25 protein-coding genes are annotated in these 25,129 nt (G+C 65.8%); 13 read left to right on the top strand and 12 right to left on the bottom strand.

The genetic code is table 11. The features are described from left to right. Positions 1–56: 56 nt before the first annotated feature. From Q0P52_RS08395 to Q0P52_RS08365, 7 genes are all read right to left on the bottom strand, one after another. The gene (locus Q0P52_RS08395; RefSeq protein ID WP_293760572.1) at positions 57–857 is read right to left on the bottom strand and encodes a carboxymuconolactone decarboxylase family protein; all 801 of its coding nucleotides are present in this window, start codon (positions 855–857) and stop codon (positions 57–59) included. 71 nt (positions 858–928) lie between these two features. Further along, positions 929–1,477 (bottom strand): peroxiredoxin, encoded by a 549-nt coding sequence (locus Q0P52_RS08390; RefSeq protein ID WP_293760569.1) that lies wholly within the window; start codon positions 1,475–1,477, stop codon positions 929–931. A 255-nt stretch (positions 1,478–1,732) separates the two neighbouring features. Further along, positions 1,733–2,494 (bottom strand): DeoR family transcriptional regulator, encoded by a 762-nt coding sequence (locus Q0P52_RS08385; protein ID WP_366062105.1) that lies wholly within the window; start codon positions 2,492–2,494, stop codon positions 1,733–1,735. Positions 2,495–2,579: 85 nt separating this feature from the next. Then, entirely contained in the window at positions 2,580–3,173 is a 594-nt protein-coding gene (locus Q0P52_RS08380; RefSeq protein WP_293760565.1) for an MOSC domain-containing protein, read from the bottom strand. Further along, positions 3,170–3,646: a DUF4188 domain-containing protein gene (locus tag Q0P52_RS08375; RefSeq protein ID WP_293760562.1), complete on the bottom strand. Its 477-nt coding sequence runs from the start codon at positions 3,644–3,646 to the stop codon at positions 3,170–3,172. The genes Q0P52_RS08380 and Q0P52_RS08375 overlap by 4 nt, the downstream gene beginning before the upstream one ends. A 41-nt stretch (positions 3,647–3,687) precedes the next feature. Then, positions 3,688–4,785, bottom strand: a complete 1,098-nt coding sequence (locus Q0P52_RS08370) for an NAD(P)/FAD-dependent oxidoreductase (RefSeq protein ID WP_293760559.1) — start codon at positions 4,783–4,785, stop codon at positions 3,688–3,690. A 5-nt stretch (positions 4,786–4,790) separates the two neighbouring features. Beyond that, the gene (locus Q0P52_RS08365; RefSeq protein ID WP_293760556.1) at positions 4,791–6,221 is read right to left on the bottom strand and encodes a PLP-dependent aminotransferase family protein; all 1,431 of its coding nucleotides are present in this window, start codon (positions 6,219–6,221) and stop codon (positions 4,791–4,793) included. 109 nt (positions 6,222–6,330) lie between these two features. On the opposite strand from Q0P52_RS08365, the gene Q0P52_RS08360 reads away from it, so the two are divergent. After that, a complete protein-coding gene (locus Q0P52_RS08360) occupies positions 6,331–7,548 on the top strand; it encodes a benzoate/H(+) symporter BenE family transporter (RefSeq protein WP_293760553.1) in 1,218 nt (405 codons plus the stop codon). 8 nt (positions 7,549–7,556) lie between these two features. Here Q0P52_RS08360 and Q0P52_RS08355 read toward each other — a convergent pair whose 3' ends face one another. After that, positions 7,557–8,963: a CoA transferase gene (locus tag Q0P52_RS08355; RefSeq protein ID WP_293760550.1), complete on the bottom strand. Its 1,407-nt coding sequence runs from the start codon at positions 8,961–8,963 to the stop codon at positions 7,557–7,559. A 203-nt stretch (positions 8,964–9,166) separates the two neighbouring features. Between Q0P52_RS08355 and Q0P52_RS08350 the strand changes: the two genes are divergently transcribed. Further along, positions 9,167–10,555 carry an aminopeptidase P family protein gene (locus Q0P52_RS08350; RefSeq protein WP_293760548.1) on the top strand — a complete coding sequence of 463 codons (1,389 nt, stop codon included), beginning with the start codon at positions 9,167–9,169 and terminating at the stop codon, positions 10,553–10,555. A 159-nt stretch (positions 10,556–10,714) separates the two neighbouring features. On the opposite strand, the gene Q0P52_RS08345 is transcribed toward Q0P52_RS08350, so the two are convergent. Continuing rightward, complete coding sequence (locus Q0P52_RS08345) at positions 10,715–11,404, bottom strand: helix-turn-helix transcriptional regulator (protein ID WP_293760545.1); 690 nt, start codon at positions 11,402–11,404, stop codon at positions 10,715–10,717. Between the two features lie 74 nt (positions 11,405–11,478). Between Q0P52_RS08345 and Q0P52_RS08340 the strand changes: the two genes are divergently transcribed. The 3 genes from Q0P52_RS08340 to Q0P52_RS08330 all read left to right on the top strand — a co-directional run bounded on the left by Q0P52_RS08340 (position 11,479) and on the right by Q0P52_RS08330 (position 13,701). Further along, entirely contained in the window at positions 11,479–12,483 is a 1,005-nt protein-coding gene (locus tag Q0P52_RS08340; protein WP_293760543.1) for a hypothetical protein, read from the top strand. A gap of 11 nt (positions 12,484–12,494) precedes the next feature. Then, positions 12,495–12,842: an antibiotic biosynthesis monooxygenase gene (locus tag Q0P52_RS08335; RefSeq protein ID WP_293760540.1), complete on the top strand. Its 348-nt coding sequence runs from the start codon at positions 12,495–12,497 to the stop codon at positions 12,840–12,842. A 256-nt stretch (positions 12,843–13,098) separates the two neighbouring features. Further along, positions 13,099–13,701 carry a CBS domain-containing protein gene (locus tag Q0P52_RS08330; RefSeq protein ID WP_293760538.1) on the top strand — a complete coding sequence of 201 codons (603 nt, stop codon included), beginning with the start codon at positions 13,099–13,101 and terminating at the stop codon, positions 13,699–13,701. Between the two features lie 280 nt (positions 13,702–13,981). Here the strand turns inward: Q0P52_RS08330 and Q0P52_RS08325 are convergent, their stop codons facing one another. Continuing rightward, positions 13,982–14,455: an Lrp/AsnC family transcriptional regulator gene (locus tag Q0P52_RS08325; protein WP_293760535.1), complete on the bottom strand. Its 474-nt coding sequence runs from the start codon at positions 14,453–14,455 to the stop codon at positions 13,982–13,984. Positions 14,456–14,574: 119 nt separating this feature from the next. Here Q0P52_RS08325 and Q0P52_RS08320 point away from each other — a divergent pair, with 119 nt between their 5' ends. The 7 genes from Q0P52_RS08320 to Q0P52_RS08290 all read left to right on the top strand — a co-directional run bounded on the left by Q0P52_RS08320 (position 14,575) and on the right by Q0P52_RS08290 (position 21,994). Continuing rightward, on the top strand, positions 14,575–15,480 hold the full coding sequence (locus tag Q0P52_RS08320) for a DMT family transporter (RefSeq protein WP_293760532.1): 906 nt from the start codon (positions 14,575–14,577) through the stop codon (positions 15,478–15,480). 104 nt (positions 15,481–15,584) lie between these two features. Next, on the top strand, positions 15,585–16,631 hold the full coding sequence (locus Q0P52_RS08315; RefSeq protein ID WP_293760530.1) for an AraC family transcriptional regulator: 1,047 nt from the start codon (positions 15,585–15,587) through the stop codon (positions 16,629–16,631). Positions 16,632–17,051: 420 nt separating this feature from the next. After that, entirely contained in the window at positions 17,052–18,134 is a 1,083-nt protein-coding gene (locus Q0P52_RS08310; protein WP_293760527.1) for an ABC transporter ATP-binding protein, read from the top strand. Then, a complete protein-coding gene (locus Q0P52_RS08305) occupies positions 18,127–19,014 on the top strand; it encodes an ABC transporter permease (protein WP_293760524.1) in 888 nt (295 codons plus the stop codon). The genes Q0P52_RS08310 and Q0P52_RS08305 overlap by 8 nt, the downstream gene beginning before the upstream one ends. Position 19,015: 1 nt before the next feature. Next, positions 19,016–19,804 carry an ABC transporter permease gene (locus tag Q0P52_RS08300; RefSeq protein ID WP_293760521.1) on the top strand — a complete coding sequence of 263 codons (789 nt, stop codon included), beginning with the start codon at positions 19,016–19,018 and terminating at the stop codon, positions 19,802–19,804. A gap of 27 nt (positions 19,805–19,831) precedes the next feature. Next, positions 19,832–20,875 carry an extracellular solute-binding protein gene (locus Q0P52_RS08295; protein WP_293760518.1) on the top strand — a complete coding sequence of 348 codons (1,044 nt, stop codon included), beginning with the start codon at positions 19,832–19,834 and terminating at the stop codon, positions 20,873–20,875. Positions 20,876–20,956: 81 nt separating this feature from the next. Continuing rightward, positions 20,957–21,994, top strand: coding sequence for a histone deacetylase family protein (locus Q0P52_RS08290; protein ID WP_293760515.1), 1,038 nt, complete (start codon positions 20,957–20,959; stop codon positions 21,992–21,994). A 232-nt stretch (positions 21,995–22,226) separates the two neighbouring features. Here Q0P52_RS08290 and Q0P52_RS08285 read toward each other — a convergent pair whose 3' ends face one another. Then, entirely contained in the window at positions 22,227–22,634 is a 408-nt protein-coding gene (locus Q0P52_RS08285) for a ribonucleotide reductase subunit alpha (RefSeq protein WP_293760513.1), read from the bottom strand. Positions 22,635–22,946: 312 nt separating this feature from the next. Here Q0P52_RS08285 and Q0P52_RS08280 point away from each other — a divergent pair, with 312 nt between their 5' ends. After that, positions 22,947–23,807: a DMT family transporter gene (locus tag Q0P52_RS08280; protein WP_293760511.1), complete on the top strand. Its 861-nt coding sequence runs from the start codon at positions 22,947–22,949 to the stop codon at positions 23,805–23,807. 10 nt (positions 23,808–23,817) lie between these two features. Here Q0P52_RS08280 and Q0P52_RS08275 read toward each other — a convergent pair whose 3' ends face one another. Further along, a complete protein-coding gene (locus Q0P52_RS08275; protein WP_293813698.1) occupies positions 23,818–25,125 on the bottom strand; it encodes an ATP-binding protein in 1,308 nt (435 codons plus the stop codon). Positions 25,126–25,129: the final 4 nt, after the last annotated feature.

Here is a 25,129-nt window from a genome sequence, read left to right as displayed (position 1 = left end):
GTTGGCCGAAGGGCGGCAGTCCCGCGCCGCTTGGCGCGGGACGGTGATCCGCGCGGCTAGGCCGCCGTGCGGGCGTCGTGTTCGGCAAACACCTCCTTGGCGGCGAACATGCCGTTGAGCGCGGCGGGGAAGCCGGCGTACACCGCCATCTGCAAGATGGTTTCAGTGATCTCCCGGCGGCTGAGCCCCACATTGAGGGCGGCGTGCAGATGCACTTTCAGTTGCGGCGCGGCGTTGCCCAGCGCGGTGAGCGCGGCGATGGTGGCCAGCTCGCGCTGCGGCAGGCTGAGGCCGGGACGGGAATACACATCGCCAAAACCGAACTCGATGATGTAGCGCGCCAGATCCGGCGCGATGTCGGCCAGGCTGTCGATGACGCGCTGGCCGGCCTCGCCGTCCACTTCATGCAGTCGGGCCAGGCCCTGTTGGTAGCGGGGGGGGGGGTCATGCTGCGGCTCCTTGTCGCTTGTGCTCGGGGAGGCAAGAGCGGCTTCCATCTCCCGGTACAGGGCGATCTTGCTGCGCAGCAGATCGAGATGGTCGGCGAGCTCGGCCCATTGCCTTTCCAGCTCGTCGGTATGGCTTTCCAGCAGCCGCCGACGCGCCAGGACACTGGCCAGCGTGCTGCCTTCGCGCCGCAGCGCGGCGTAAGCCTGCATGTGCCGGATAGGCATGCCGGTGGCTTTCAGGCGCAGCAGGAAGGCGATCCAGTCGAGGTCGGCCTGACGGTAGCGCCGTTGCCCGCCGGCATTGCGCGGCACCGGGTCGATCAGACCGATGTCCTCGTAATAGCGCAGCGTGTGCACGGTAAGACCGGTGCGGGCGGCTGTCTCGCGGATGCTGAGAAGAGTGTCCATGGCGTCAGGGTGCGGCTTCGAGTGCGCTCGAAGTCAAGCGGCTTTGTACGCAGCGGAACCGGGCCGGTTGATCAGGGCTGTTTGCCGGCTTTCCATGCTTCCAGCGCCTTCATGGTGTTTTCCACGTGCTGGTTCGGGTCCAGCGCCGTCCAGGAGTAAATCACCTTGTGATCGGGCGTGATGACGTAAGACGTGCGGCTGGCGTAGCCCAGGCCGGGCACCATCACCGCGTCATAGGCTTTCATGATGGCCTTGTCGCCGTCGGCGGCCACGGCGAACTTGCTGCGGCATTCGGACACGGAAAAGCGCTTGAGCGTGTCGATATTGTCATTGGATACGCCGATGACGGTGGCCCCCAGCGCTTTGAAGCGATCGGTGGCTTCGGCAAACAGGTGGGCTTCCACCGTGCAGCCGCTGGTAAAGGCGGCCGGGTAGAAATAGAGAATTACCGGCCCTTGCTTCAGCGCTTCGTACAGGGAAAAACGGAAGCTGTCGCCGCCTTTGGCGGCGGTGGTGGTGAAGTCCGGCGCAATGGCGCCGTTGACCAGCGCGGCGGCGGCGGGCAGGGCGGTCAGCGCCGCGCACAGCGGCAGCAAGCGCAGCAGACGGGAAAGCGGCATGATCGGTCTCCTGAATTCAAGTTGGCCCGGCTGCGGGCCGGGCATAAGGGCTTTGAGAATAGTCGGCAAGGGCGGGTTCCGCTGTTGCCTCATGGGTTTGCCGCAGGGCGGAGAGGAGATTGCTTTGCGGCTGCGCGGTGCCTGCAGCGGCGGACAAATGCCTGCCGTCGCATTGCGCCTTCTGCTTGAACGCCGCGCTCGGCCAGTATTGGCCAACTTTGCATCCTCCGTGCAACGGACTTTGCTTGGCGGCGCTTATTCCGCCACGAAGAGTTCGGTGCCCGCCTCGGCGATGACGGCTTCCATTTCCGGCGGCACCGGCTTGTCGGTGAACAGCGCGTGAACTTGCGAAAGATGACCCAGCTCCACCAGCGCCGGCCGGCCGAATTTGGAGTGGTCGGCCGCCAGCATCACCTGGCGCGATTGCTGGATGATGGCTTCCGAGGTGCGTACTTCGCGGTAGTCGTAGTCGCGCAGCACGCCGTCGCTCTCGATGCTGGAGATGCCGATGATGCCGTAGTCCACCTTGAACTGGCGGATTTGCTGCACGGTAGCTTCGCCGGTGACGCCGCGGTCGCGCTTGCGCAGCACGCCGCCCAGCACAATCACTTCGCAGTCGGCGTAATCGGCCATCATGTCGGCTACATGCAGGTTGTTGGTGATCACGCGCAGGCCGCGATGCCGGTGCAGCGCCTTGGCCACTTCTTCGGTGGTGGTGCCGATATTGATGAACAGCGAGGCGTTGTCCGGAATTTGCTTCACCAGCAGCGCCGCCAAGCGGCGTTTTTCTTCGATGCACAGCACCTGACGGGCGTTGTAGGCCACGTTTTCCACGCTGGACAACACACTGGCCCCGCCATGGTAGCGCTGCAGCAGCTGGTGCTCGGCCATCAGCGAGATGTCGCGGCGAATGGTCTGGTGCGTTACGCCGAAATGGGCCGCCAGCTTTTCCACCGTCACATAGCTTTCACGGCGGACAATGCCCAGGAGTTCTTGCTGACGATGGTTGAGGATGATCATGTCGGTATGCAGTTGGTTGGTGGGGGCGCGCAAAGCGGACAACTGATTCTACATGAGCGGCCGCGCTTGCCATATGCCGATGTCAGCGACCGCGCATGCGCAGGCGGAACAGGCCGGGCAGGTCTTGCCGGCGGGGGCCGGGTTCCAGCGCGCCTTCATCACCCGCGCCCAGCGTGCCTGGGGTTTCCACCGCCAGATAAAAGCCGCAATGGCCGCTTTGCGCCATCAGTTTCGGCGCCAGACGGAAGCCCATGCGCGCCTGAAACTTGAAACAAGGCTGGCGCGCCTCGCTGACGCGCAGCAGGCAATCCGGGAAACGGATCAGGTCGCCCACCCAGACATCGCCCTCCAGCAGACCGCTGATCAGCAGGTTCTCGCCCAGCGCGCCGGGCGGCAAAGGCAGGGGCAGCGCGGCGCCGTGCCGGCGGCAGGCGTCTTCCCAGAAAGGGTAGTGTTCCTGCGGATAGGCATATACCGCTTTGGCCAGCCCGCCATGCACGGTGGGGTCGGCCTGCTCGTCGCCCGCCAGTCCCAGCTTGCCCACCGCAATGCGCGCCGGTAGCGCTGAGTGGCTGACAGCGGTTTTGGCGATGCCGCTCATGATGCGGCGACCGTCGATGTCCATGGGGGCGACATTGGCGGTGCAGACGGCGTGGATGCGACAATACGGGCTCATTGCTCGGGCTCCGGGTGCAAGCGTTGCCGCGCGCTGTGGCGGCCGGGACCCACCGGCGCGAGTTCGCCGGCGCGGCCCAGCCCGAAAGGCGGCATGTTGACGTAGATGTTTTCGTAGCGGCCAGCGCTGACGCAATAGGTTTCGTGCCAGATGCCCACCGAGCCGTCCGTGCCGATGCGGCGGTTGAAGTCGCGCCAGGCCGGCAGGTGCCGGCTGTGCCGGTCAGCGGCGTAGGCCAGCAGCTGATCCAGAGAGCGCCAGTATTGCATCATCAGCGTGGTGCGGCCGAACCACATCTCGGCGTGCAACAGTCCGCGCTGCGGTTGGTGCGTCAGTTCGGCGATCATGCCGGGCATGGCCCGCATCACGGGCAGCCATTTGTGCGCAAGCAGCGGTTTATTGATGCGCATGCCGATGAGAAACAGTACGAAATCACCTTGCAGCGCGGCGGACATGCGTTGAGTGTGGATCATCCGGCGGTGCTCCTTCTGTGTTCAGCGCGACTGGCCGGCGCTTACCGGCCTTGCACAGTATCCGCCACCAGCTCGGCCAGGGCGAGGCAGCTGGTCAGTCCGGGCGATTCGATGCCGTAGAGGTTGATCAGCGACGGCAGACCGTGCGCGGCCATGTCTTGTAGCTGGAAGTCGGCGTCCGGTTCGCCCGGGCCGGTCAACTTGGGACGGATGCCGGCATAGGCGGCTTGCAGCGCGCCGTCGGGCAGCGCGGGCCACCAGCGACGAATGCTGGTTTCAAAGGCGCGGCTGCGGGCCGGGTCTACCCGGTAGTCCAGGCTGTCCACCCATTCCACGTCCGGCCCGAAGCGCGCTTGGCCGCCGAGATCCAGCGTCAGGTGCGTGCCCAGCCCGCCGGGCTCCGGCAAGGGATAGATCAAGTGCGTGAAGGGCGAGCGCCCGGCAAGGCTGAAATACACGCCGCGCGCCAGTCGCAGCGGCGGAATGGTTTCACGTGGAACGCCCGCCAGCGCGGCGGCCACGCTTTGTGCGCCGAAGCCGGCGGCATTGATCACCAGCCGGGCGCGGATGTCGCAGCCGGCAATGCGCAGAGTCGCGCCGTGGGTGTCTATCGCGCCGGTTTCCAGCGGCGAGCGCAGCGCCAGTTGAGCGCCGTGCGCTTCCGCGTCCGCCAACAGGGCTTGCATCAGCGCATGACTGTCGATGATGCCGGTGGACGGCGACAGCAATGCGCCCGCGCTCGCCAGCGCCGGTTCCAGCCGACGGACGTCGGCGGCGTCCAGCCATTGCAGATCCTCCACGCCATTGGCCTCGGCGTTGGCGTGCAAAGCCTGCAGGCGCGGCAGGTCGTCCTCATGGCTGGCTACCAGCAGCTTGCCCAGCCGGCGGTGCGGGATGGCGCGGGCGGCGCAATAGTCGTACAGCCGGCGGCGACCCGCCACGCAGAGACGGGCTTTCAGGCTGTCGGGCGGGTAATAGATGCCGGCGTGCAACACTTCGCTGTTGCGGCTGCTGGCATGTTGGCCGAAGGCGGCCTCGGTCTCCACCAGCATGACGTCACGGCCGCGCAAGGCTAGTTCGCGGGCGATGGCGAGGCCGATGACGCCCGCGCCGATCACGACGCAATCCAGGGTATCCATAGACATTAACTCGTTTGCAATTGCTGCTGGGCCAGACTGCCCAGCAGCCGGATGTCCTCGGCCAGTTGCGCCGACCAGGGCTGGCCGAAGTTGAGGCGCAGGCAGTGGCCGAAGCGTGGTTCGGCGGAAAACAGCAGGCCGGGTGCAAAACTGATGGAGTGCGTCAGCGCCGCCTGCAGCAGTTGCCGGCTGTCCAGGCCCTCCGGCCCTTCCACCCACAACAGCATGCCGCCTTGCGGCCGGCGCACGTGGGTGTCGCGCGGAAAGGCCGCCAGCACCGCATCGGCCAGTTGGTCGAGCTGACGGGCCAGTTGCTGACGAATGCGCTGGCTGATGCGGGCGTAGTCGCCGCTGGCCAGCATGTCGGACAGCACGCCAAGCAGCAGGGCCGGACTGACCAGGCTGCTGCTTTCGCGCTGGCGGGCCAGATCAGCGTGCCGGCGGCCGCCTGAGAGCCAGCCCAGCCGGAAGGAGGGTGCGAAGCTCTTGGTGAACGAGGAACAGTAGATGACGTCGCCGTCGCGATCCCAGGCCTTGAGTGGCGGGGGGTGAGCGCCGGAGAAATACAGTTCGCCGAAGACATCGTCTTCGATGACGGGCAGGCCATGGCGACGGGCCAGTTGCAGCAGCCGCTTTTTGTTGTCCTCCGGCATCAATGCCCCGGTGGGGTTCTGGAAGTTGGTGACGGTGACCAGGCACTTCACCGGCGCGCCGTGGCGCAGGGCGAATTCCAGCGCTTCCAGCGACAAGCCGGCGTCGGGCGTGCAAGGAATCTCCAGCGCTTTCAGGCCCAGTGTCTGCAGGGTTTGCAGCAGGCCGAAATATACCGGCGTTTCCACTGCCACCGTGTCGCCCGGCCGGGTCAGCAGGCGCAGCGACAGGCTGATGGCCTCGGTAATGCCGCCGGTAAACAGGATGCGGTCCTGCGGGATGTCCAGCTGCCACTCGGCCGCCAGTTGGCTGATTTGCTGGTGCAACAACGCTTGCCGCGCCGCGGGCAGGTAAGCGCCGATCAGCTCCGGTTGCCGCGCCAGCGTCTGTTGCACACGGCGCGACAGTTCCAGCGCCGGGTAGAGGCTGTTGTGCGCTTCGGCCATGTGCAATTGCTGACGGATGGGCGACTCGGACAGGCGGATCAGGTTGCTCATGCGGCTTTCCACATCCACCAGCGTGGCCACCGAGGGCGTGGGCCGCTCGGCGCGCCCGGCCGCGTCCGCGCCGGGCAGGGCGGCGAAGAAGCCGGCGCGCGGCCGGGCCACCACGCGTTGCCGTTCTTCCAGATGGCGGTAGGCGGCCAGCGCGGTCAGGGTGTTGACGCCGTGTTGGGCGGCCAGTTGCCGCACCGGGGGCAGGCGGCTGCCGGGCGGCAGTTCGCCGCTGTCCAGCAGGGCTTCCAGTTGGCGGGCGATGGCGAGGTAGCGGGGCAGGTCTTCCATGCTGTTATATATAACAGATTCCCCTGGCTGGCGGCTGTTTGCCGGCGTGTGGCATGCCGGCGCGGCGAGGGCGGGCTAGTCTGAGAACATTCGTCATATGGAGCAAGACATGTCTGATTTCCCCCCGCGAGAAGCGGTGGCCCGCCTGCCGGCGACCCCGGCTTTCAGCTGGTCCCACTTTTCGCCCTCGGCCGGACTGGCCGCCGTTCTGGCATTGCTGGTGGGTTATTCCGGCCCCTTTCTCATCATTGTCCACGCTGCGCAGTCGGCAGGCCTGAGCGCCGCCCAGTTGGGTTCGTGGATCTGGGCGGTGTCGGTGGCTTCAGGCGTGGCCGGCTTCTGGCTGAGCTGGCGCTGGAAAATGCCGATTATCACCGCCTGGAGCACGCCGGGCGCGGCGCTGCTGCTGACAGCCCTGCCGGGCGTGCCCTATGGCGAGGCGGTAGGCGCTTACCTGGCCGCCGGCCTCATCGTGACGCTGGTGGGCGTCAGCGGCGCGTTTGACCGGCTGATGCAACGCTTTCCAGCGCCGCTGGCGGCCGCCTTGCTGGGCGGCATCCTGTTTCATTTCGTGGCCGATGTGGCGGCCGCGGCCAATCAGCAGGCCATGCTAGTGGGGCCGATGGCGGCGCTGTTCTTTGTCGGCCGGCGCTGGTTTCCGCGTTTTGCCCTGCTGGCTGCCATTGCCTTGGGATTGGCGATAGCCGGCGCGGGCGGGCAGTTTGCCGCTGGCGCGGCCTGGCAAGGCAGCAGCGGTCCCAGTTGGACTACGCCGGCCTGGTCGTGGACGGCCTTCGTCAATTTGGGGTTGCCGCTGGCGGTGCTGGCGCTGACCAGCCAGTTTCTGCCCGGCATGGCGGTGCTTAAGGCGTCGGGCTACGACGTGCCGGCCCGCTCGCCGGTCACCACGCTGGGCGTGGCTTCACTGCTCAGCGCGCCTTTCGGCGGGCATGGTGTGACGCTGGCCGCCATTATCGCCGCCATCTGCACCGGGCCGGAAGCGCATCCCGACCCGTCGCGTCGCTATGTGGCCGGGCTGGTGTGCGGCGTGCTCTACATCCTGCTGGGCGTCGCCGGCGGCGCCTTGGCCGGCATGGTGCTGCAATTGCCCAAGGCGCTGGTGGTGACTGCCGCCGGGCTGGCACTGTTCAATACCCTGGCCAGTGCCTTGGCCGCCGCCTTGCGCGATGAAAGCCACCGCGAAGCAGCGTTGCTTACCTTTGTGGTAGCCGCTTCCGGCGTCAGCATCGCCGGTCTGGGCGCGCCTTTGTGGGCGGTGCTGGCCGGCGGCCTTGCGGGTTGGCTGCTGGAAAAACGTCGCGTCTGAGCGGCGGATCAATCTATCCATGCCGGCGCGTGGCTGCCCAGCGGCATAGCCGGCAAGCGCCAGCCTGCCGCCACGCCGGACAGCGCCGCCGCATGACGCACTGCGCGAAGTTGGCCGAAGCCGGAAGGCGCGTCTTCCAGGCAAGACGCGACGCTTTCCAGTGTCGGGTCCGGCGCGGCCAGTCCCTGCGCTACCCGTCCCAGGCTGCGCAGCCACAAGCCAGTGCGCGCCAGCGACACCCGCACATGCCAGCTACCGCCCTCCGTGGCGCGGCGGCGCAGCGCGGCCAGCATGCCCAGCGCCAGCAGATAACCGGCGGTGTGATCCAGCACTTGAGCCGGCAAGGCGCGGGGGGTGTCCTGTCCCGCGGCGGTGGCCTCGGCAAGGTTGAAACCGCTGGCGGTTTGCGTCAGGGAATCGAAACCGCGTCTGCCCGCCCAAGGCCCGGTGTGGCCATAGGCCGACAAGGACGCGCAGACGATGCCGGGGCGCAACGCGGCCAGCGCTGCCGGGCCAAAGCCGCGCTCTGCCAGTCCGCCGGGGCGATAGCCTTGCAAGAACAGGTCCGCGCCGGCTGCCAGCGCCGCCAGTGTTTCTCTGCCGGCTTGTTGGTCCAGATCCAGTGCGGCGCAGCGTTTGCCGCGCCCGGTATCCATGATCAGCGGCAGGATGCCCGGCAAATGCGGCGCGCTGATGTGCAGCACGTCCGCGCCATACGCGGCCAGCGCGCGGCCGGCCACCGGGCCGGCGATGATGCGGGTGAGATCCAGCACGCGCAGACCGTGCAGCGGCGCCTGTCCCGCCGCCAGCGGCGGCAGCGGGCGCGGCGGCGAGTCGTCCAGTTTTTCCAGCGCGATCAAGGGCTGCGTCGCCACGGCCAGCCCTTGCGGGTGTGCATCCCATTCGTCGAAGCTGCGCAGTTTGGTGGCTACCAGGCCGCTTTCGGCGGCTGCCTGTTCCAGTGCTTCCGCATGCCATTTGCGCATGGCTTGCGCCACGCTGTGTTTGTCGTTGCCGCAGGCAAGCAAGGCCAGCATGCCGTCGCGGTGGTGGGCAAAATTAGTGTGGATGCGCACCCAGCCATCGGCGCAGGCGTAAATGCCGGCGATGGGGTCCCATAATTCCGGCGCCGGCTGGCCATCCACGCGCAAGTAGCGTTCGCTGCGAAATTCCGCCGCCGCGTGCGCCATGTCCACTGCGACACCGGGCGGGGCGCTGCCGCGCAAGCCACTGATTTCAGTAGCCGCCAACGCCGCCGCGGCGATGCTGGCCTGCGCTGCGGTGCCGCAGGCGAAAGAGGATGGCAGCGCCGGTTCGTTGCCGGTGAGCGAAACGCGCCCCAGCGCATCGGCAGGCAAACCGGCGGCCTGCCACAAGCTGGCCAGCGCGGCATTGGGGGCGAGGAGGCGGTTCATGTCGTTGTCCTGTCCTGAAGGGGAAAGGTAAGCGTGATTGACCTGACATGCCATGTCAATGCTGCATGTCGGCGCGATAAATTGGCAGGCCGAGGGCTGGGCGTGTAGAGTAGGACTTTGTATACAATCCGTTCGCGCGGATTCACCCCGTTCACGCCGCCTTTTCGTTTTTGTCGCGGAAGGGCGCAGTCAAGGAGCCGCCGATGTTCGCACCCGACATCTATCTGCAACGCCGCCAAAACCTGCAAGCGGCCGGTCTGTCCGGCCTGCTGTTGTTTCTCGGCAATGTTGATTCGCCGATGAATTACGCCGACAACACTCTGCCTTTCGTGCAGGATTCCAGCTTCCGCTATTTCTTCGGTCTGAACGAGCCGGGCCTGGCCGGACTGATCGACGCCGACAGCGGTGAGGCCGTCCTGTTCGGCACTGATCCGGATGTGGCCGATGTGGTATGGACCGGCCCGCTGCCGTCGCTGGCCGAGCGCGCCGCCTCCGCCGCGCTGACGCGCAGCCAGCCCTACGCCCAACTGGCGACGGTGTTGGCCGAAGCCCGCGCCGCCGGCCGCGCCATCCATTACCTGGCCCCTTATCGAGGGGAAACCAAGATTGAACTGGGCCGCTTGCTGGGCGCGCATCCGGCAGAGGTGAAGGATGGTTTCTCCGTGCCGCTGACCCAGGCAGTGGTAGCGCTGCGCGAGATCAAGGGCGAGGAGGAAATCGCCCAGATGGAAGCCGCGCTGGCGGTGACCGGCGCGATGCACGTGGCGGCCATGCAGTCGTCCAAGGCCGGCGTGCTGGAACATCAGGTGGTGGGCATCATGGAGGGCATCATGCGCCGCCATGACTGGCATCTGGCCTATCCGTCCATCTTCTCCAAGCATGGCGAAGTGCTGCATAACCATCATCACGACAATGTGCTGCAAAACGGCGATCTGGTGCTGAACGATACCGGCTGTACCTCGGGCGAGGGTTACGCCAGCGATATCACCCGCACCTTCCCGGTGGGCGGCCGCTTCACCGTGCAGCAGCGCGAGTTGTACAACATCGTGCTGGAGATGCAGGAAGCCGCCATTGCCGCCATCCGCCCGGGTGCGCGCTATCTGGATATCCACAAGCTGTCCGCCAGCGTGATGGTGGAACGCATGGCGGAACTGGGATTCTTCAAGGGCAAGACCGAAGACGTGGTGGAGTCCGGCGCCTACGCCATTGCCTTTCCGCACGGGCTGGGCCACCAGATAGGCATGGACGTGCACGATATGGAAGGCCTGGGCGAAGACCTGGTGGGCTATGGCGACGATGTGGCGCGCAGCCCGCTGTTCGGCTTGGGTTACCTGCGACTGGGCAAGGCGCTCAAGGCTGGCATGGTGCTGACGGTGGAGCCGGGCGTGTACTTCATTCCGGCGCTGGTGGCCGCGTGGGAGGCGGAAGGCCGTCATCGCGACTACATCAACTACGAACGTTTCCGCGAGTATCTGGGTATGGGCGGCATCCGCATCGAAGACAATGTGCTGGTGACCGAAACCGGTTCCCGCGTGCTGGGCGAACCCATTCCCAAGACGGTGGACGAGATCGAAGCCATCATGCGCATGTAAGGCCCGCTAACAGAATCTCTGCCCTTGTGCCTTGCACTGCCTTGTCGTTTGTTTTGTACGGTTTGCGCCGGTAGGGGCTTTCGGAGCTTTTGCAAGCGACTACAGGCATCGCCGCTGTTTTGCCTGCCCAAAAAAAACCGCCGTTGACCGGCGGTTTTTTCATGGCTTCGGCAAACCAAGCCCCAGCCGGTTTTCCAGCGCGGCGCGGCCGGCCGCAGTGAGGCTGAGCGCGCGGCTGTCCGGGTGAGCGCGTACCCAGTCGCGCGTTTTCAGGCACTGCAGCAGCGCCGCACCCAGCGCGCCGCCCAGATGGGGCCGTCGTTCGCTCCAGTCGAGACAGGCGCAAGCGAAGCGTCGGCGCGTCGCTTGCGCCGGCAAGGTCATGCCCAGCGCCGTCAGTACGCGCTGGCCTTCAGCGCTCAGGCTGTAGTCGTCGGGCTGGAGCCAGGCCTGCGCCAGCAGGTGGTCATGCAGCGCCACCGCCACCGCGCCTGCCATGTGGTCGTAACAGGTGCGGGCATGCCGCAAAGGCGCCGGCGTGGAGACGCGCGGCGGGGCGGGACGCGCGGCCGCCAGGCCCATCAGGTTTTCCAGCGCGTGCGCAGTTTGCGCGTCGGCCAGCCGGAAATAACGATGCCGGCCTTGCGGCAGGCACTGTACCAATCCTTGTTCGGTCAGCTTGCTCAAATGGCTGCTGGCGGTTGAGGCCGCCACATCGGCCAGCGCGCTCAGCTCGGTGGCGGTGTAGGCGCGGCCGTCCATCAGGGCGCACAGCATGGTGGCCCGGGTTTTGTCGGCGATGGCGGCGGCGGTTTGCGCCAGCCTGGTCTCGAGAAAGTGTTCATCCATGTTTCGATGATAGCCGAAGCAAGCCGCGCGCGGCCCCGCTAAGGTGGCGCTTTCCACAGCATGAAAGTCTGACCGTGCGCCTGCATCCACACTGCATCGCCTCATCGGCCGGGGAAGGCCGAACCGTAGCTTCGCCCGCGCTGGTGCGCCAGGCGCTGACGCATGCCGATTGCCGGGTACGCCCCCCCGGCCTGCCGGTGCCGCCTGCTTTGCAAGGCAGCCTGGCCGGCGTGGTGTTTGGCCGACTGGCGCGTATGAATGATGGCCAGACGCATCAGGCCTTGAAGAAGGCCTTGCAACAAGCGCTGGACGGCATTGCCCCGGACGTTTTGCAAGCTTGGGCGGATCGCGCCGCCGCCACCCTGACGGCGGATGTTCCCCTCACGGCGCAAGCGCTGACCGACTGTCTTTACTTGTTGCCGGGGATGACGCTGGCGCAAGGGTTTGGCGCGCCGGACCATCAGCTGCGCGCTATGGGCGAGGATGCGCTTGCCTTTGTGCGTTGCATCGCGCCGGGCGGCAGCGATGCGGAAATCGACGCCGGCAAAGCGGCTGCCGTGCGGCTGCTCGCGGCCTTGCATGCAATGCCGCCGGGCGACCTCATGCGCGGGCTGGCGGAGGCGATGGCGCGGCAAGACTTGGCGGCCGACGAGGACTGGCTGACAGCCAATGCGATGGGTTTGCTGTTTCAGGCTTGCGAAGGGTGCGCCGGCTTGCTGGGCATGATGTTGTTGCAGATGGCGGACAAGGCGGATGCGTGTCCGTACGCCGCCATGCAACAGGTATTGGCTAACACGCCTCCCATCCGCAACACGCGGCGTTTTCCGGCGGCGGCGTTCCGGCTGGGCGACGAGCGCTACGCGCCGGGGGAGGGGCTCGTGTTGTCGCTGGACGGGGAGGATGAACAAGGCGGGCTGGCTTTCGGCGCCGGGCCGCACGCGTGTCCGGGCGCCGCGTGGGCGCAAATCATCGCACTGGCCGGCTGGCGCGCCTTGCGCCGCGCGGGTTTGCCTGCGGCGGCATTGCGCCAATACCGCTGGCGACGCTCGCCCAATGCCCGCGTGCCGGAATTTTACTGAGGAGAGACAGCATGATCGCCGTGATTTTTGAAGTGGAACCGGCCGCCGGCGCGGAGGCCGCCTACCTGGACGAAGCCGCCATGCTGCGCCCGGCGCTGGAGCGCATGGATGGCTTCATCTCGGTGGAGCGCTTCCAGAGTTTGAGCCAGCCGGGCAAGTTGCTGTCGCTGTCATTCTGGCGCGACGAAGCTGCGGTGGCGGTCTGGCGGCAGCACTCGGCACACCGCCAGGCCCAGCAGCTTGGTCGTGCCGGCGTGTTCGCCGCCTATCGTTTGCGCGTGGCCGCCGTCCTGCGCGACTACGGGCTTGAGGCGCGCGATGAAGCGCCGCCGGACAGCCGGGGTTGGCACGCGGCCTGAACCGTCTTCGGCCAACTTGGTGCTTGCGGATTGAAAATCCTGCCTAGAATGAAAATCGGAAGGTCAGCAATGCCCATCCGGGTAGCTTGACCCTCATCGCGTTCAAACCGGCCCGCTGCACAGCCGCCGGTTTGCCGCAAACCCGGCCGGGAGGGGGCCGGGAGTGCCGATCGAGCCCGGCAGGGCGCGCCAGCGCGTCTTGCGGCGGGCATCGGCCGGATCATCGCACGCCATCAAGCCAAGCCGGAGAGAGAACATGGAAAACACATTTCAGCCGCTTCCCAGCATGCCCATGCCCAAGCATACCGACCTCATTCATTTGGACCAACGGCCCTTGCGGCCCATCAACCTGAGCAGCCCGGCGCTGGAGGTGATGACGGACCTGCGCGTGGTGGATCCGGTCAGCATTGATCAGGACGAGCCACTGCGCGTGGCGCACAACCTGATGGTGAGCCGTGGTATCCGCCTGCTGTTTGTGCAGGACGACGAAAGCCGGCTGGTGGGCATCATCACCGCGTCGGATATTCTGGGCGAACGGCCGGTGCAGCGCATGCAGGAACATGGCAAGCGTCATCATGACGTGCTGGTGCGCGATGTGATGAGCACCCGCACCGAGCTAGAAATGCTGTCCTATGCAGATGTGTCGCACGCGACAGTGGGCCATATGGTGGCCACGTTGAAGAAAATGGGCCGTCAGCACGCGCTGGTGGCCGAGCTGGATGTCAGCAGCGGCCACTATCAGCTTTGCGGCCTGTTTTCCACCTCGCACATGGCGCGCCGGCTGGGCATGCCGCTGAATTTCATCCGCGTGCCGCAGGCCTTGTCGGAGATACAGCACGCGCTGCTGCATGAAGGTTAAGAGCCGGCTTACAGGCTGTCGCGCCTGGCATTGGCGGTAAGGGAAGCGGCTGCGGAACGCGCATCCATGAGGGTTGCGGCGCTTTCGCAGCTGTTTTCGTTTGGGCGCGGACGCAAGCGGGGAAAACGCCGCGCGATCCGCCTGACCTGGTGGATGTCCACCCAGGCCGGCCGCTTCAGGCCCGCTTGAAAAACCTGCACCGGCGTTGAGATACCTGGCCGTGCGCTGCCTGCGCCGGCGCGCCTTGGCGGAATGGCTCGCGGGCTTTTGCCGGCGGCGCTCAGTCCTGTGGCACGGCGGTGCTGTATTTGGTGGTTTCCATAACCACCAGCGATTCGAATTCCCGCACATTGTCGTTGCCCATCAGGTGCTGACGGGCAAAGCGCTCGTAGTCCGCCATGTCGCGCACCAGCACCACCAGCACAAAATCAGGCCGCCCTGTCACGTGGTAACACTCCACCACCTCCGGCGCGGCGCGGATGGCGGCCTTGAACGCATCCACCAGCGCCGTCTGTTCCCGTTCTAGAATCACGTTCACCACCAGCCGCAGGCTGCGGCCCAGCAGTGCCGGGTCCACCAGCGCCACTTCTCGGCGGATATGGCCGGCCTCGCGCAGGCGTTTCAGGCGGCGGGTGACCGCAGTGGGCGACAGATTGACCGCTTCGGCCAAGGCGTCATGGGTGCGGCGGGCGTCCTCTTGCATCAGCGCCAGCAGTTTGCGGTCGTAGGCGTCCAGCGGGTGGTCGGGCGGCATGCTCAGGATTCCTGCGTCAATGTGTTGAAAATTGCATGTTGCATGCATTCTGGCGCAGGAAATCGCAGCGAGGCAAGGCGGTCGGCTGCTTACACTGGCGGCATTCTCAGGAGAGCGTCATGACCGTATCCACCGCCGCCTTGCCCCGTCCCGCCGCAGGCCGCCTTGCCGACGCGCCCTGGCTGCCCTGGTGCCTGTTTATCGTGCTGGTGCTGATGTGGGCTTACAACTATGTGGTGATGAAAGTAACCTTGCAGGCCGCAACGCCCATCACCCATCTGATCTTGCGCACCGGCATGAGCAGCGCGGCCTTGCTGGGCGTGCTGCTGGCGCGCGGGCGGGCCGTGAGGCCGCAAGCGCCGCGACAAGCCGCCGCCGTGGGCCTGTCCACCACCTTGCTCTACAGCTTGTCGGTCACGCTGGCGCTGGTGGCCGGCGCGGCCGGCCGCACCTCGGTACTGGTGTTCACCATGCCGTTCTGGGTGGCGCTGTTGTCGCGCGGGCTGTTGGCCGAACCCTTCAGCCGGCCGGCGCGCTGGGCGCTGGCGGCGGGTTTTGCCGGGCTGATGCTGATTGTCGCGCCCTGGCAGGGGGTAAGCGGTTTGTTGCCGATGTCGCTGGCGGTGCTGGCCGGTTTCTTCTGGGCGCTGGGCTCGGTGCTGACCAAACGCGCTACCCGGCGCATGAGTCTGGACAGCCTGAATTTTTCCGCCTGGCAGGCCGTCATCGGTTTTCTGCCCATGCTGTTGTTGCTGCCCTGGGCGGATTTTGCCGGCATTCGTTGGTCGCCGGGCTTTGTGCTGGGCATGCTCTATGCCGGCCTGCTGTCCAGCGCCGCCGGCTGGCTGGCCTGGCTGTGGCTGTTGCGCCGCTTGTCGGCCAGCACGCTCAGTTTCAATGCGCTGGTGATTCCGGTACTGGCGGTACTGATGGCCGCCGCGCAACTGGGCGAATGGCCGCCGCTGCGCGAGCAGGGCGGCATGCTGCTGATCGGCGCCGGCATCCTGTTGATCGCGCGGCGCTGAGCGTCGCGCTCCCGCCACGCGGGCCGGACTTATCCGGCCATCGCGCTGGGCGATTCCCGCCGGCGGCGTTACAGTGAGCCATCGCTTTTCAGGATGATGCCGCCATGCGCGCCGATCCCGTTGCCGCTTCCCTTGCGCCCCAGGCCTCGCCGGCCAGCCGCCCCGTATCCATGCACGGGGTGGTGGCTACGGCAGCCTTGTCGGCTGAGCGCGGCGTACCGGTAGAGGCGCTGCTGGCAGGCAGCGGCATTCCGCCGGAGCGCCTGCAGGAGCCGGCCAGGCTGATCAGCCATCATCAAGAGCTGACGGTGTTCGACAACGCTCGCCGACTGACGGGCGACGAGTCGCTGGGTTTGCTGCTGGGCAAGGCCATGCATGTGTCCAGTTACGGCATTCTCGGTTACACCATGCTGGTCAGTCCCACCGTGCGGGTGGCGCTGGACACCGCCATCCGCTTTCCCTTATTGCTGGGCAGCTATTTCCGGCTGGAAGTGACGGAAGAGGGCAAGACTGCGCGCCTGCGCGCCTGCGACTACGCCTATCACGCCGATCTCTACCGGTTCAACGCCGAAATGTGCCTGTCGTCGATGTGGAGCATCATCCGCGACTGCATGGGCGTGCGCTGGGCGCCCACCGCCGTGCGCATGCGTTTTGCCGAGCCGGGTCACGCCGGACTTTACCCTTCCATGTTCGGCCAGGCCGGGCAATTCGGCGCGGACGAGGACGCGGTACTGTTTCCGGCCAAATGGCTGGACCGGCCGCAACCGCTGGCGGACGCGGTGAGCTTTCACATGGCGCTGGAGCAATGCGAGCGCCAGCAAACGCAATGGCTCAACAGCGAAGGCTCGGCGCTGATCGCCCGCGTACAGGGCCTGATGCAGGCCGACCCGGCCCGCTTCGCCAGCGTGGCGGAACTGACGGCCGCCATGCACATGTCCGAACGCACCTTGCGCCGCAAGCTGGCTGCGCTGGGCACTTCTTTTCAGGCCTTGCTGGACCAGGCGCGCCACCAGCAGGCGCTGCATCTGTTGCACCATACCTCGCTGCCCATCACCCGCATCGCCGAGCGCCTGGGGTTTGCCGAACCGGCCAGTTTCCGCCACGCCTTCGCCCGCTGGACCGGTCGCCGGCCATCTGATTTGCGCCGCTGACCGTCGGCGCGAACGGCATTCGGTTCGTGTGTCCGCCTGCCTGGCCGGCGGCCGCCAGCATGCTGGCCATTCGGCATGATTGGCCGGAAAAGTCCCTTTCTTGACCGCTTTCCCTCTGCCATGCCTGCGCCCTCTTGCAGGCAGAATGTCTGAAAAAACACGGACCGCTCATTATCGGCACCCTGTCTCGCCATGCTTGCGCCACAAGCGCGAAGGCGGGGGCCGTCGTCCGACATCGACAAAGAGGAGACACCGTCATGCCAGCCAGCGCCATCGCTCGCCCTTCGCCGCATTCCGTTCCCCGTCCTGTTCCGCAGCCGCGCCGCGTCCGCCGCTGACCCCGTTTTCACGCCAGCCGTCCATCGGCTGAATTTCCGCCTTGCCCACCAACCTTTGCCTATGGCACAGGAGGCCCCCGCCATGCCTGAAAACAGAGCCGCCATCGAGATCGACCAGGTCGTCAAACGCTTTGGCGACGGCGAACATGCCGTCGTCGCGCTGGATCATGTGTCGCTTTCCATCCGCGAAAACGAATTCTTCACCCTGCTGGGGCCGTCCGGCTGCGGCAAGACCACGCTGCTGCGCATGATTGCCGGTTTCGAAGACGTCAGCGACGGGGATATCCGCCTGTATGGCGATTCGCTGACCGGCAAGCTGCCTTTCCAGCGGCCGGTCAACACCGTATTCCAGAGCTACGCGCTGTTTCCGCATCTGACCGTGGCGGAGAACATCGCTTTCGGTCTGGAAATGCGCGGTGTGGCCAGGAACGACATTGCCCCACGGGTGGAAAGCATGCTGGAGCTGGTAAAGCTGACCGGTTTCGCCCGGCGCCGTCCGCACCAGCTGTCCGGCGGCCAGCAGCAGCGGGTGGCGCTGGCGCGGGCCTTGGCCCCGCATCCGCAAGTGCTGCTGCTGGATGAGTCGCTGTCCGCGCTGGATCTCAAGCTGCGCAAGGAAATGCAGGTGGAGCTCAAGCGTTTGCAGCGCGAAACCGGCATCACCTTTGTCTTTGTCACCCACGATCAGGAAGAAGCCCTCACCATGTCGGACCGTATCGCGGTGATGGCGAGCGGCAAGCTGCAGCAGGTGGGGCGGCCCGAAGACATCTACGACCGGCCGGCCAATCGCTTTGTGGCCGACTTCATCGGTGAAACCTCATTCCTCTCCGGCCTCATCGCCGGCGACCAGCTGCTCTTCGGCGAGGCGGGGAGCTTGCCCGCCGCCGTGCTGGACAGTCATCGCGAAGGGCTGGCGGCGGTGGCCGTGCGGCCTGAGCGTCTGCAGATTGCCGGCAACGGGCAGGGCATCGCCGGCGTGGTGTCCGAAGTGGTGTATCGCGGGGTGGACACCGTATACACCGTGCAGTTGGCCGACGGTCAGCCCTGTCGCGTGCGCAAGACCAACAGCCTGGGCGCCGCCAGGTTGGCCGAAGTGGGGCAGACGGTAAGGCTGACCGCCGAGCCGGGTGCTTTCCATCTGTTGCGGGAGGCGGCCCATGTCTGACATCCGCACCCGTTTGCGCCAGTCCATGCTGCTGGCGCCCACTACGCTTACCTTGCTGGTGTTCATGCTGTTGCCGATGGTGCTGATGGCCTGGATGTCGGTGCTGGCGCCGGACACCTACGGCGGCGTGCGCTGGAAGGAATGGAGCCTGGATGCCTATGTGCAGTTTCTGTACGAGCGCGATCTGGACGACAGCCTCACCCTCAACAGCGACTATCTCGCCATTTTCGGCCGCTCCTTTTTGCTGGCTGGCTTCGCCACGGTGGTGACGCTGCTGATCGGTTTCCCCACCGCGCTTTATATCGCGCTGAAAGACGAGAAAACCCGCCAGCGGCTGATCCTGCTGGTGTCCATTCCGTTCTGGACCAATCTCTTGGTGCGCACTTACGCCTGGATCTTGCTGTTGCGCAACGGCGGCTTGATCGACAGCGCCTTATCCGTGCTGGGGCTGAGCCAGGGCGAACTGGACGTGCTGTACACGCCCACGGCGGTGGCCATCGGTTTTGTGTATTCCTTTCTGCCTTTCATGATCCTGCCCATCTACGCCAGCCTGGAAAAACTGGACTGGCGGCTGGTGGAGGCGGCGTTTGATCTGGGCGCCAACCGCTGGCAGGCCTTGCGCCGGGTCATCCTGCCGCTGGCCATGCCGGGCATCGCCGCCGGTTGCCTGATGGTGTTCATTCCGGCCATCGGCTCCTACTACATCCCCGAGCTGTTGGGCGGCGGCAAAAGCCTGATGATCGGCAACCTGGTGCAAAACCAGTTTGGCACCGCCCGCAACTGGCCATTCGGCGCGGCCCTGTCTTTCATGCTGCTGGCGCTGGTGATGGTCAGCCTGTGGATTTACACCGCGCGTTTCAAGCGCCCGCCGGGAGAGTGACATGCAGGCTTCGCAAAAACTCTGGCGTTTTCGCGGCGTGAGCAGTACGGCGCTGTTCGCCTTCGTCTACCTCTATCTGCCCATCGTGGTGCTGGTGGCGCTGTCCTTCAACGCCAACCGCATCGCCACCCTGTGGACCGGCTTCTCGCTGGACTGGTACCTCAAGGTGATGGACAACGAAAACATCCTGCGCGCCACCCGCAACTCGCTGATCATCGCCTGCGGCGCCACGGCGCTGTCCACGGTGTTCGCCACCATGGCTGCGCTGGCCATGAGCGGGCGGCGCTTTCGCGGCATGGCGGCCATCAACGCCATGCTGGGGCTGCCGCTCCTGGTACCGGAGATTGTCACCGCGGTGGCGTCCTTGCTGTTCTTTCTCGCGCTGGGCATGGAGCTGGGCCTGGTGACGGTGCTGATCGCCCACACGGTGTTTTGCATCCCCTTCGCCTATCTGCCCATCCGCGCCCGGCTGGAAGGGCTGGACCCGAGGTTGGCCGAAGCGGCGGCTGATTTGTACGCCGGTCCGTTTGCCACCTTCCGTCGGGTGACCTTGCCGCTGATCCTGCCCGGCATCCTGTCCGGCGCCATGCTGGCCTTCATCGTTTCGCTGGACGATTTCGTCATCACTTTCTTTGTGGCGGGGGCGGGTGCCACCACCCTGCCGGTGTATATCTTCGGCCTGATCCGCATGGGGATCACGCCCGAGGTGAATGCGGTATCCGCGCTGTTGTTGCTGGTTTCCATGGCCTTCGTCGCGCTGTCCTACTGGTTGGGCAAGCGCCAATCCTGATGTGAAAACGTAGCAAGGAGAAACGGTATGAAACACTGCAAGCTGACATTGCTGGCCCTGTCCATCGGGCTGTTCGCCTCCGGCGCCGCCATGGCGGGCGGGGAGCTCAACCTTTACAACTGGTCCGACTACATCCCGCAGGACCTGCTCAAGCGCTTCGAGAAGGAAACAGGCGTCAAAGTGAATCTGGACGTATTCGATTCCAACGAGTCGCTGCTGGCCAAACTCAAGGCGGGGGCCAAAGGCTACGACGTGGTGGTGCCGTCCGACTACATGGTGAAGATCATGGTGGAGGAAGGCCTGCTGGAGAAAATCGACGTCAGCAAGATGGCCAACTTCAAGCTGGTGCAGGCTCCGCTCAACAAACCGGATTTCGACCCCAAGCGTGAATACTCAGCGCCGTATATGTGGGGCGTCACCGGCTTTACCTATGACGCCAGTCGCGTGCCGGGCGGCAAGCTGGACAACAGCTGGAAGAGCTTTTTCATGCCGCCGGCGCAGCTGAAGGGCAAGGTGGTGGCGCTCAACGACGTGGCCGAACTGTACAAGGCCGCCGCCATCTACCTGAAGGTGGACCAGTGCACCGAAGACCCGAAAGACGCCAAGAAGATTCAGGATCTGCTGGAGCAGCAAAAACCCATGCTGGCCATGTACAACTCCGACGGCACCATCGAGCGCATGCAGGCCCAGGAAGTCATCATGCACCAGCAGTGGAACGGCGCCGCCTATCGCACCCGGCAGAAGCTCAAGTCCGCCGTCTTCGTCTATCCCAAAGAGGGCATCCCTTTTTGGAACGACAATCTGGTAGTGCCCAAGGGCGCCAAGAACCGCGACAACGCCCTGCGTTTCATCAACTGGATGATGGACCCGAAGAACATTGCCGAGGCGTCGAACTTCACCGGTTACAACAACGCCATCAAGGGCTCCAGCGCCTTCTTCGTCGCCGATCTCAAAGCCGACCCGGCCATCAACCCCACGCCGGCCATGCGCGCCCTGTTCGTGCCCAACAAAAACTGTTCGGCCAAGGCCAACCAGTTGCGCGACCGCGTCTGGACCAAGTTGAAAAAGTAAGTCCCGCCGGCTGAACGCCGGCCTTTCCCTGACCCACCCCACAACAGCCGCGCCCGCTTGGGCCCGGCTGCGGAGAGACTCATGCTGACGATTTACAGTGACGACCACCGCCTGCACCACGGCAACGCCGAGCTGATAGACGGCACGCTCAAACCCTGCTTCGAGATGCCGAGCCGCGCCGACATGGTGCTGGAACGGGTGCGCAAGGTAGGGCTGGGCGATGTGGCCGGCCCGCGCGAGTACGGGCTGGAGCCGATCCTGCGCGTTCATGACGCCGGCTATGTAGAATTTCTGGAAACCGCCTGGAGCCGCTGGCAGGCTACCGGGCGTCAACACGACGCCTTGCCGCTGGTATGGCCGGTGCGCGATTTGCGCATTGACCGCAAACCGCAAGACATCGATGGCCTCATGGGCTACTACGCCTTCGACGCCGGCGTGCCCATCACGGCCGGCACCTGGCGCGCCGTCCGCTCTTCGGCCAACGTAGCGTTGACCGCGCTGGACGAGATGCTGGTGTCCGGGCGCAGCACCTTTGCCTTGTGCCGGCCGCCGGGTCACCATGCCGCCGCCGCCTACATGGGCGGGTATTGCTACCTCAACAATGCCGCCATCGCGGCGCAGGCGCTGCGCGACAAAGGCGCGCAACGCGTGGCCGTGCTTGATGTGGATTACCACCATGGCAACGGTACGCAGAGTATTTTTTATGATCGCGCCGATGTGATGTTTGTCTCGCTGCATGGCGATCCGGCGGTGGAATACCCCTATTTTCTCGGCTATGCCGACGAGCCGGGCGCAGGGGCCGGGCTGGGCTACAACCACAATTACCCGCTGGCGCACGGCACCGACTGGGCGGTTTATGAAACCGCGCTGGCCGACGCCTGCGGCAAGATTGCCGCCTATGCGCCGGACGCGGTGGTGGTGTCGCTGGGGGTGGATACGTTTGAGCAGGACCCCATCTCGCGCTTCCGTCTGAAAAACGCCGACTACCTCAAGATGGGCGAAATGATAGGCCGGCTGGGCAAGCCCACCCTGTTCGTGATGGAAGGGGGATATGCGGTGGAGGACATCGGCATCAACGCTGTCAATGTCCTCACCGGCTTTGAAGAGGCAGGGGCCTGAAGCGTGCTGGCGCCATGCCGATAGCCCTCATGCAATAAGGCGGCTGCTCCGGCGGCTGACAAGGTCATTCGGCAAGTATGGTGAAAGGCCCGGCACAGCCGGGCCTTTCAACTGGCTTATTGCCGCCGCCGCCGTCCCGTCTATTCCTTGTTCCCCCGTGCTGGCCCTACAAGGGTGCCCCGCTTCCTGCCCGGACAAGGGGAAGGCGTGGTGAATAGTCCCGGCGGTATGATCAACCGAACAGCAGTGGACGGCCTTCGCGATCAAACGCCAGATAGCGGGCCACATCGCCGCCGGTCTGTATGGTCTGGATCATGCGCTTGAGCGGCGCTTCCGCTTCTGCCGCGCTGGGTACGACGCCCTTGTCGCCGCCAAGGCAGGCCACGAACATGACCTGCCAGGGTTGCGCCATGCCGGCAGCCTCCGCCGCCAGCGCGGCGAAGTCGGTCATTTCCGCCGCCGGGCGGTCCAGGCACATCATCGGCAGCAGGATGCCGCCTTCGCCCCGGGCGTAGCGATCCGCCTCGGCGGGGCTGTGGTCGTCGTGCAAGGCGGCGTGAGCAAACACCATCAGCACGCGCTGGGGTTGCGCCTGCGCGCGCGCGGCAGCCAACAGCGAATCGAAGTCGCGGATTTCCATGATTGCATCCATCGTCAAGGGGGGTGGGTGTCGCCAGTGTGCGGGCGGCGCCCGGTTTTGCCCATCCGCCGGATAGCCTAGGTCAATGCGGCAAAAGGGGGAGGGGGCGTTCCGGCGCATCGGGTTTTGACCGCAAGCGACAACGTGCCGGCACAAGGCGGACAGGGTAGGCTGTGGGCTGGCACAAGACCCGCCAACAACATCGCTGATGCCGTGCTGCGCCTCCTGCCGTACTTCGTGTACCGCTTGTGCCGGCGCTCCTTGGCGCTGGGTTTTGTGCGTGACGCTAAAGACAAGAAACAGGAGGGGAGCATGAATCAGGACAGGATATTGCTGGTGGCGCTGGCCGCCTTGTGGGGCGGGTCGTTTTTGTTCATGCGCGTGGCCGCGCCGGCCCTGGGTCCGTTTCCGCTGATCGCCTTGCGGCTGGGGCTGGCGTCGCTGGTGCTGGTGCCGGTGCTGGCCCTGCGCGGCGGCATGAAGTTGTGGTTCGACAACTGGTTGCGCATTGCGATTGTCGGGGTGTTTTTATCCGCGTTGCCGTTCTGCTTGATTGCCTGGGCCACGTTGAGCCTGTCGGCCGGCGTGGCCTCGGTGCTCAACGCCACCACGCCGCTGATGACGGCGTTGTGGGCGGTGCCGCTGGCGGGCGAGCGGCTGAGCGTCCAGCGCGTGGCCGGGCTGGGCCTGGGGTTGGCCGGCGTGGCGGTGCTGATGCTGGGACGGGGCGCGGCCTTTAGCGCTGCGTCGTGGTGGCCGGTGCTGGCCATGCTCGGCGCTACCGCCTGCTATGGCTGGTCCGGCCATATGGCGCGTCGTTGGCTGCCGGGTTTGCCCTCGCTGGTCACCGCCACCGGCAGCCTTTTCAGCGGCGCGGTGCTGGTGTTGCCCTTGGCCTTGCTGAGTTGGCCGAAGGCCCCCGCACCGGCCGCCGTCTGGTGGTCGGTGGTGTTGCTGGCCTTGGGCAGCACTGCCGTGGCCTATCTGATTTTCTATCGGTTGATCGACCGGCTGGGGGCCACGCGCGCCAGCGCGGTGACGTATCTGGTGCCGGTGTTCGGCGTGATGTGGGGGGCGATGTGGCTGGCGGAGCCGCTGACGCCGACCATGCTGGCCGGTGCCGGGCTGATTCTGGGCGGAGTGGTGTTGCTGGGCTGGAAGCGTGGCGGCTGAGCCGCCTGCCTCAGGCTTGCAGCGGCAGGCGTATGCGGATGCGGAAACCGCCGCCCGCCTCGTTCTCGAACGACAACTGGCCGTGATGCTGCTTCACCACGCGGGAAACAATGGCAAGGCCAAGGCCGCTGCCGCCGTCGGTGCCGCGGTGTTCGGCCAACCTTTCAAACGGTGCCAGCGCCGTTTCGCGCAGCGAGGCGGGAATGCCGTTGCCGTGGTCGACGACACTGAGGTTGGCGAAGCCGGCCTGTTGCGCCACCTCTACCCGCACCGGCGGCGCGCCATAGCGGCGGGCGTTTTCCAGCAGGTTGGAGAGCAGGCGCTCCAGCGCCAGCGCGTCGCCCATCAGTTCGGGCTCCGCCTCGCGCTTGAGCGAGATGTCCAGACCATCGCGGCGGAAGCGCGCCACCACGCTGTCGGCCAGCTCGGCCAGCGCCACCGGCTCGCGCTTGACGGTTTCTTCGGCGCGGGCAAAGTCGATGAACTGCTGCACGATGCGCGACAGCTCATCGATGTCGGACAGCATGTCTTGCGTGTCCGGCCCCGGCTCCTGCATCTCCACCATCAGCTTCATGCGCGTTAGCGGCGTGCGCAGGTCATGCGACAGGCCGGCCAGCATCAAGCGCCGCTCGCGCGCCGCTGTGTCCAGCGCCTGCGCCATCTGGTTGAAGCCGCGCGCCAGCGCCTGCAACTCGCGCGGGCCGCACTCCTCGATGCGGGACGGCATGTTGCCCTTGGCCAACTGGCGAGAGGCCGTTACCACCTGGCTGATGGGCCGTGTGATGCGCCAGGCCACCAGCGAGGCCAGCAGGGTGGCGAACAGCGAGGCGAGAATGGCCGCCTGGATGATGGAGAGAATGGGGCGGTCGGAATAACGGCCAAAGGGAATGGCCAACCAGTATGGTTTGCCCAGCACGTGCACGCGCAGCCACAGCTCGTTGCGCTCGCCTTGCTGCACCATGTGCGCTTCGATCTTCTCATCCAGTCCCATGCCCAGATGCCTGATCAGGGCCACCGCCGGGCGGGGCAGATCATCGTCGAAGGTGACTTTCTCTGCGGCTTCGGGCAACAGCAGGCGGGTGAGGCCCGGCCGGTTGTAACTGTTGAGGAATTCCAGCCGCTCGGGGGTGTCCATGCCGTCCATCGAGCCTTCCATGAAGGCCAGCGTGTCCACCACTTGCGCGTAGATTTGCTTGTCCACCAGCTTGCGCCGCTCGCCGGCCGCCATCCAGATGGTGGCCATCTGGGTGGTCAGCACCACGATCACCACCAGGATCGCCAGCCGGAACAGCAGGGAGCCGGTCACTCTGTGTAACAAGGCC

The organism is uncultured Aquitalea sp., from assembly GCF_945957525.1.
In the GTDB taxonomy this organism is placed as follows: domain Bacteria; phylum Pseudomonadota; class Gammaproteobacteria; order Burkholderiales; family Chromobacteriaceae; genus Aquitalea.
This window is presented reverse-complemented; position numbering and strand designations above follow the sequence as displayed.

Excerpts from the sequence above, each read along its gene's own strand:
- Q0P52_RS08300 (WP_293760521.1), top strand. The coding sequence starts at position 19,016 with ATGCAGGCTTCGCAAAAACTCTGGCGTTTTCGCGGCGTGAGCAGTACG.
- Q0P52_RS08350 (WP_293760548.1), top strand. The coding sequence starts at position 9,167 with ATGTTCGCACCCGACATCTATCTGCAACGCCGCCAAAACCTGCAAGCG.
- Q0P52_RS08310 (WP_293760527.1), top strand. The coding sequence starts at position 17,052 with ATGCCTGAAAACAGAGCCGCCATCGAGATCGACCAGGTCGTCAAACGC.
- Q0P52_RS08355 (WP_293760550.1), bottom strand. The coding sequence starts at position 8,963 with ATGAACCGCCTCCTCGCCCCCAATGCCGCGCTGGCCAGCTTGTGGCAG.
- Q0P52_RS08360 (WP_293760553.1), top strand. The coding sequence starts at position 6,331 with ATGTCTGATTTCCCCCCGCGAGAAGCGGTGGCCCGCCTGCCGGCGACC.
- Q0P52_RS08390 (WP_293760569.1), bottom strand. The coding sequence starts at position 1,477 with ATGCCGCTTTCCCGTCTGCTGCGCTTGCTGCCGCTGTGCGCGGCGCTG.
- Q0P52_RS08345 (WP_293760545.1), bottom strand. The coding sequence starts at position 11,404 with ATGGATGAACACTTTCTCGAGACCAGGCTGGCGCAAACCGCCGCCGCC.
- Q0P52_RS08365 (WP_293760556.1), bottom strand. The coding sequence starts at position 6,221 with ATGGAAGACCTGCCCCGCTACCTCGCCATCGCCCGCCAACTGGAAGCC.
- Q0P52_RS08395 (WP_293760572.1), bottom strand. The coding sequence starts at position 857 with ATGGACACTCTTCTCAGCATCCGCGAGACAGCCGCCCGCACCGGTCTT.
- Q0P52_RS08380 (WP_293760565.1), bottom strand. The coding sequence starts at position 3,173 with ATGAGCCCGTATTGTCGCATCCACGCCGTCTGCACCGCCAATGTCGCC.
- Q0P52_RS08285 (WP_293760513.1), bottom strand. The coding sequence starts at position 22,634 with ATGGAAATCCGCGACTTCGATTCGCTGTTGGCTGCCGCGCGCGCGCAG.
- Q0P52_RS08315 (WP_293760530.1), top strand. The coding sequence starts at position 15,585 with ATGCGCGCCGATCCCGTTGCCGCTTCCCTTGCGCCCCAGGCCTCGCCG.
- Q0P52_RS08290 (WP_293760515.1), top strand. The coding sequence starts at position 20,957 with ATGCTGACGATTTACAGTGACGACCACCGCCTGCACCACGGCAACGCC.
- Q0P52_RS08335 (WP_293760540.1), top strand. The coding sequence starts at position 12,495 with ATGATCGCCGTGATTTTTGAAGTGGAACCGGCCGCCGGCGCGGAGGCC.
- Q0P52_RS08330 (WP_293760538.1), top strand. The coding sequence starts at position 13,099 with ATGGAAAACACATTTCAGCCGCTTCCCAGCATGCCCATGCCCAAGCAT.
- Q0P52_RS08280 (WP_293760511.1), top strand. The coding sequence starts at position 22,947 with ATGAATCAGGACAGGATATTGCTGGTGGCGCTGGCCGCCTTGTGGGGC.
- Q0P52_RS08295 (WP_293760518.1), top strand. The coding sequence starts at position 19,832 with ATGAAACACTGCAAGCTGACATTGCTGGCCCTGTCCATCGGGCTGTTC.
- Q0P52_RS08375 (WP_293760562.1), bottom strand. The coding sequence starts at position 3,646 with ATGATCCACACTCAACGCATGTCCGCCGCGCTGCAAGGTGATTTCGTA.
- Q0P52_RS08305 (WP_293760524.1), top strand. The coding sequence starts at position 18,127 with ATGTCTGACATCCGCACCCGTTTGCGCCAGTCCATGCTGCTGGCGCCC.
- Q0P52_RS08370 (WP_293760559.1), bottom strand. The coding sequence starts at position 4,785 with ATGGATACCCTGGATTGCGTCGTGATCGGCGCGGGCGTCATCGGCCTC.
- Q0P52_RS08325 (WP_293760535.1), bottom strand. The coding sequence starts at position 14,455 with ATGCCGCCCGACCACCCGCTGGACGCCTACGACCGCAAACTGCTGGCG.
- Q0P52_RS08320 (WP_293760532.1), top strand. The coding sequence starts at position 14,575 with ATGACCGTATCCACCGCCGCCTTGCCCCGTCCCGCCGCAGGCCGCCTT.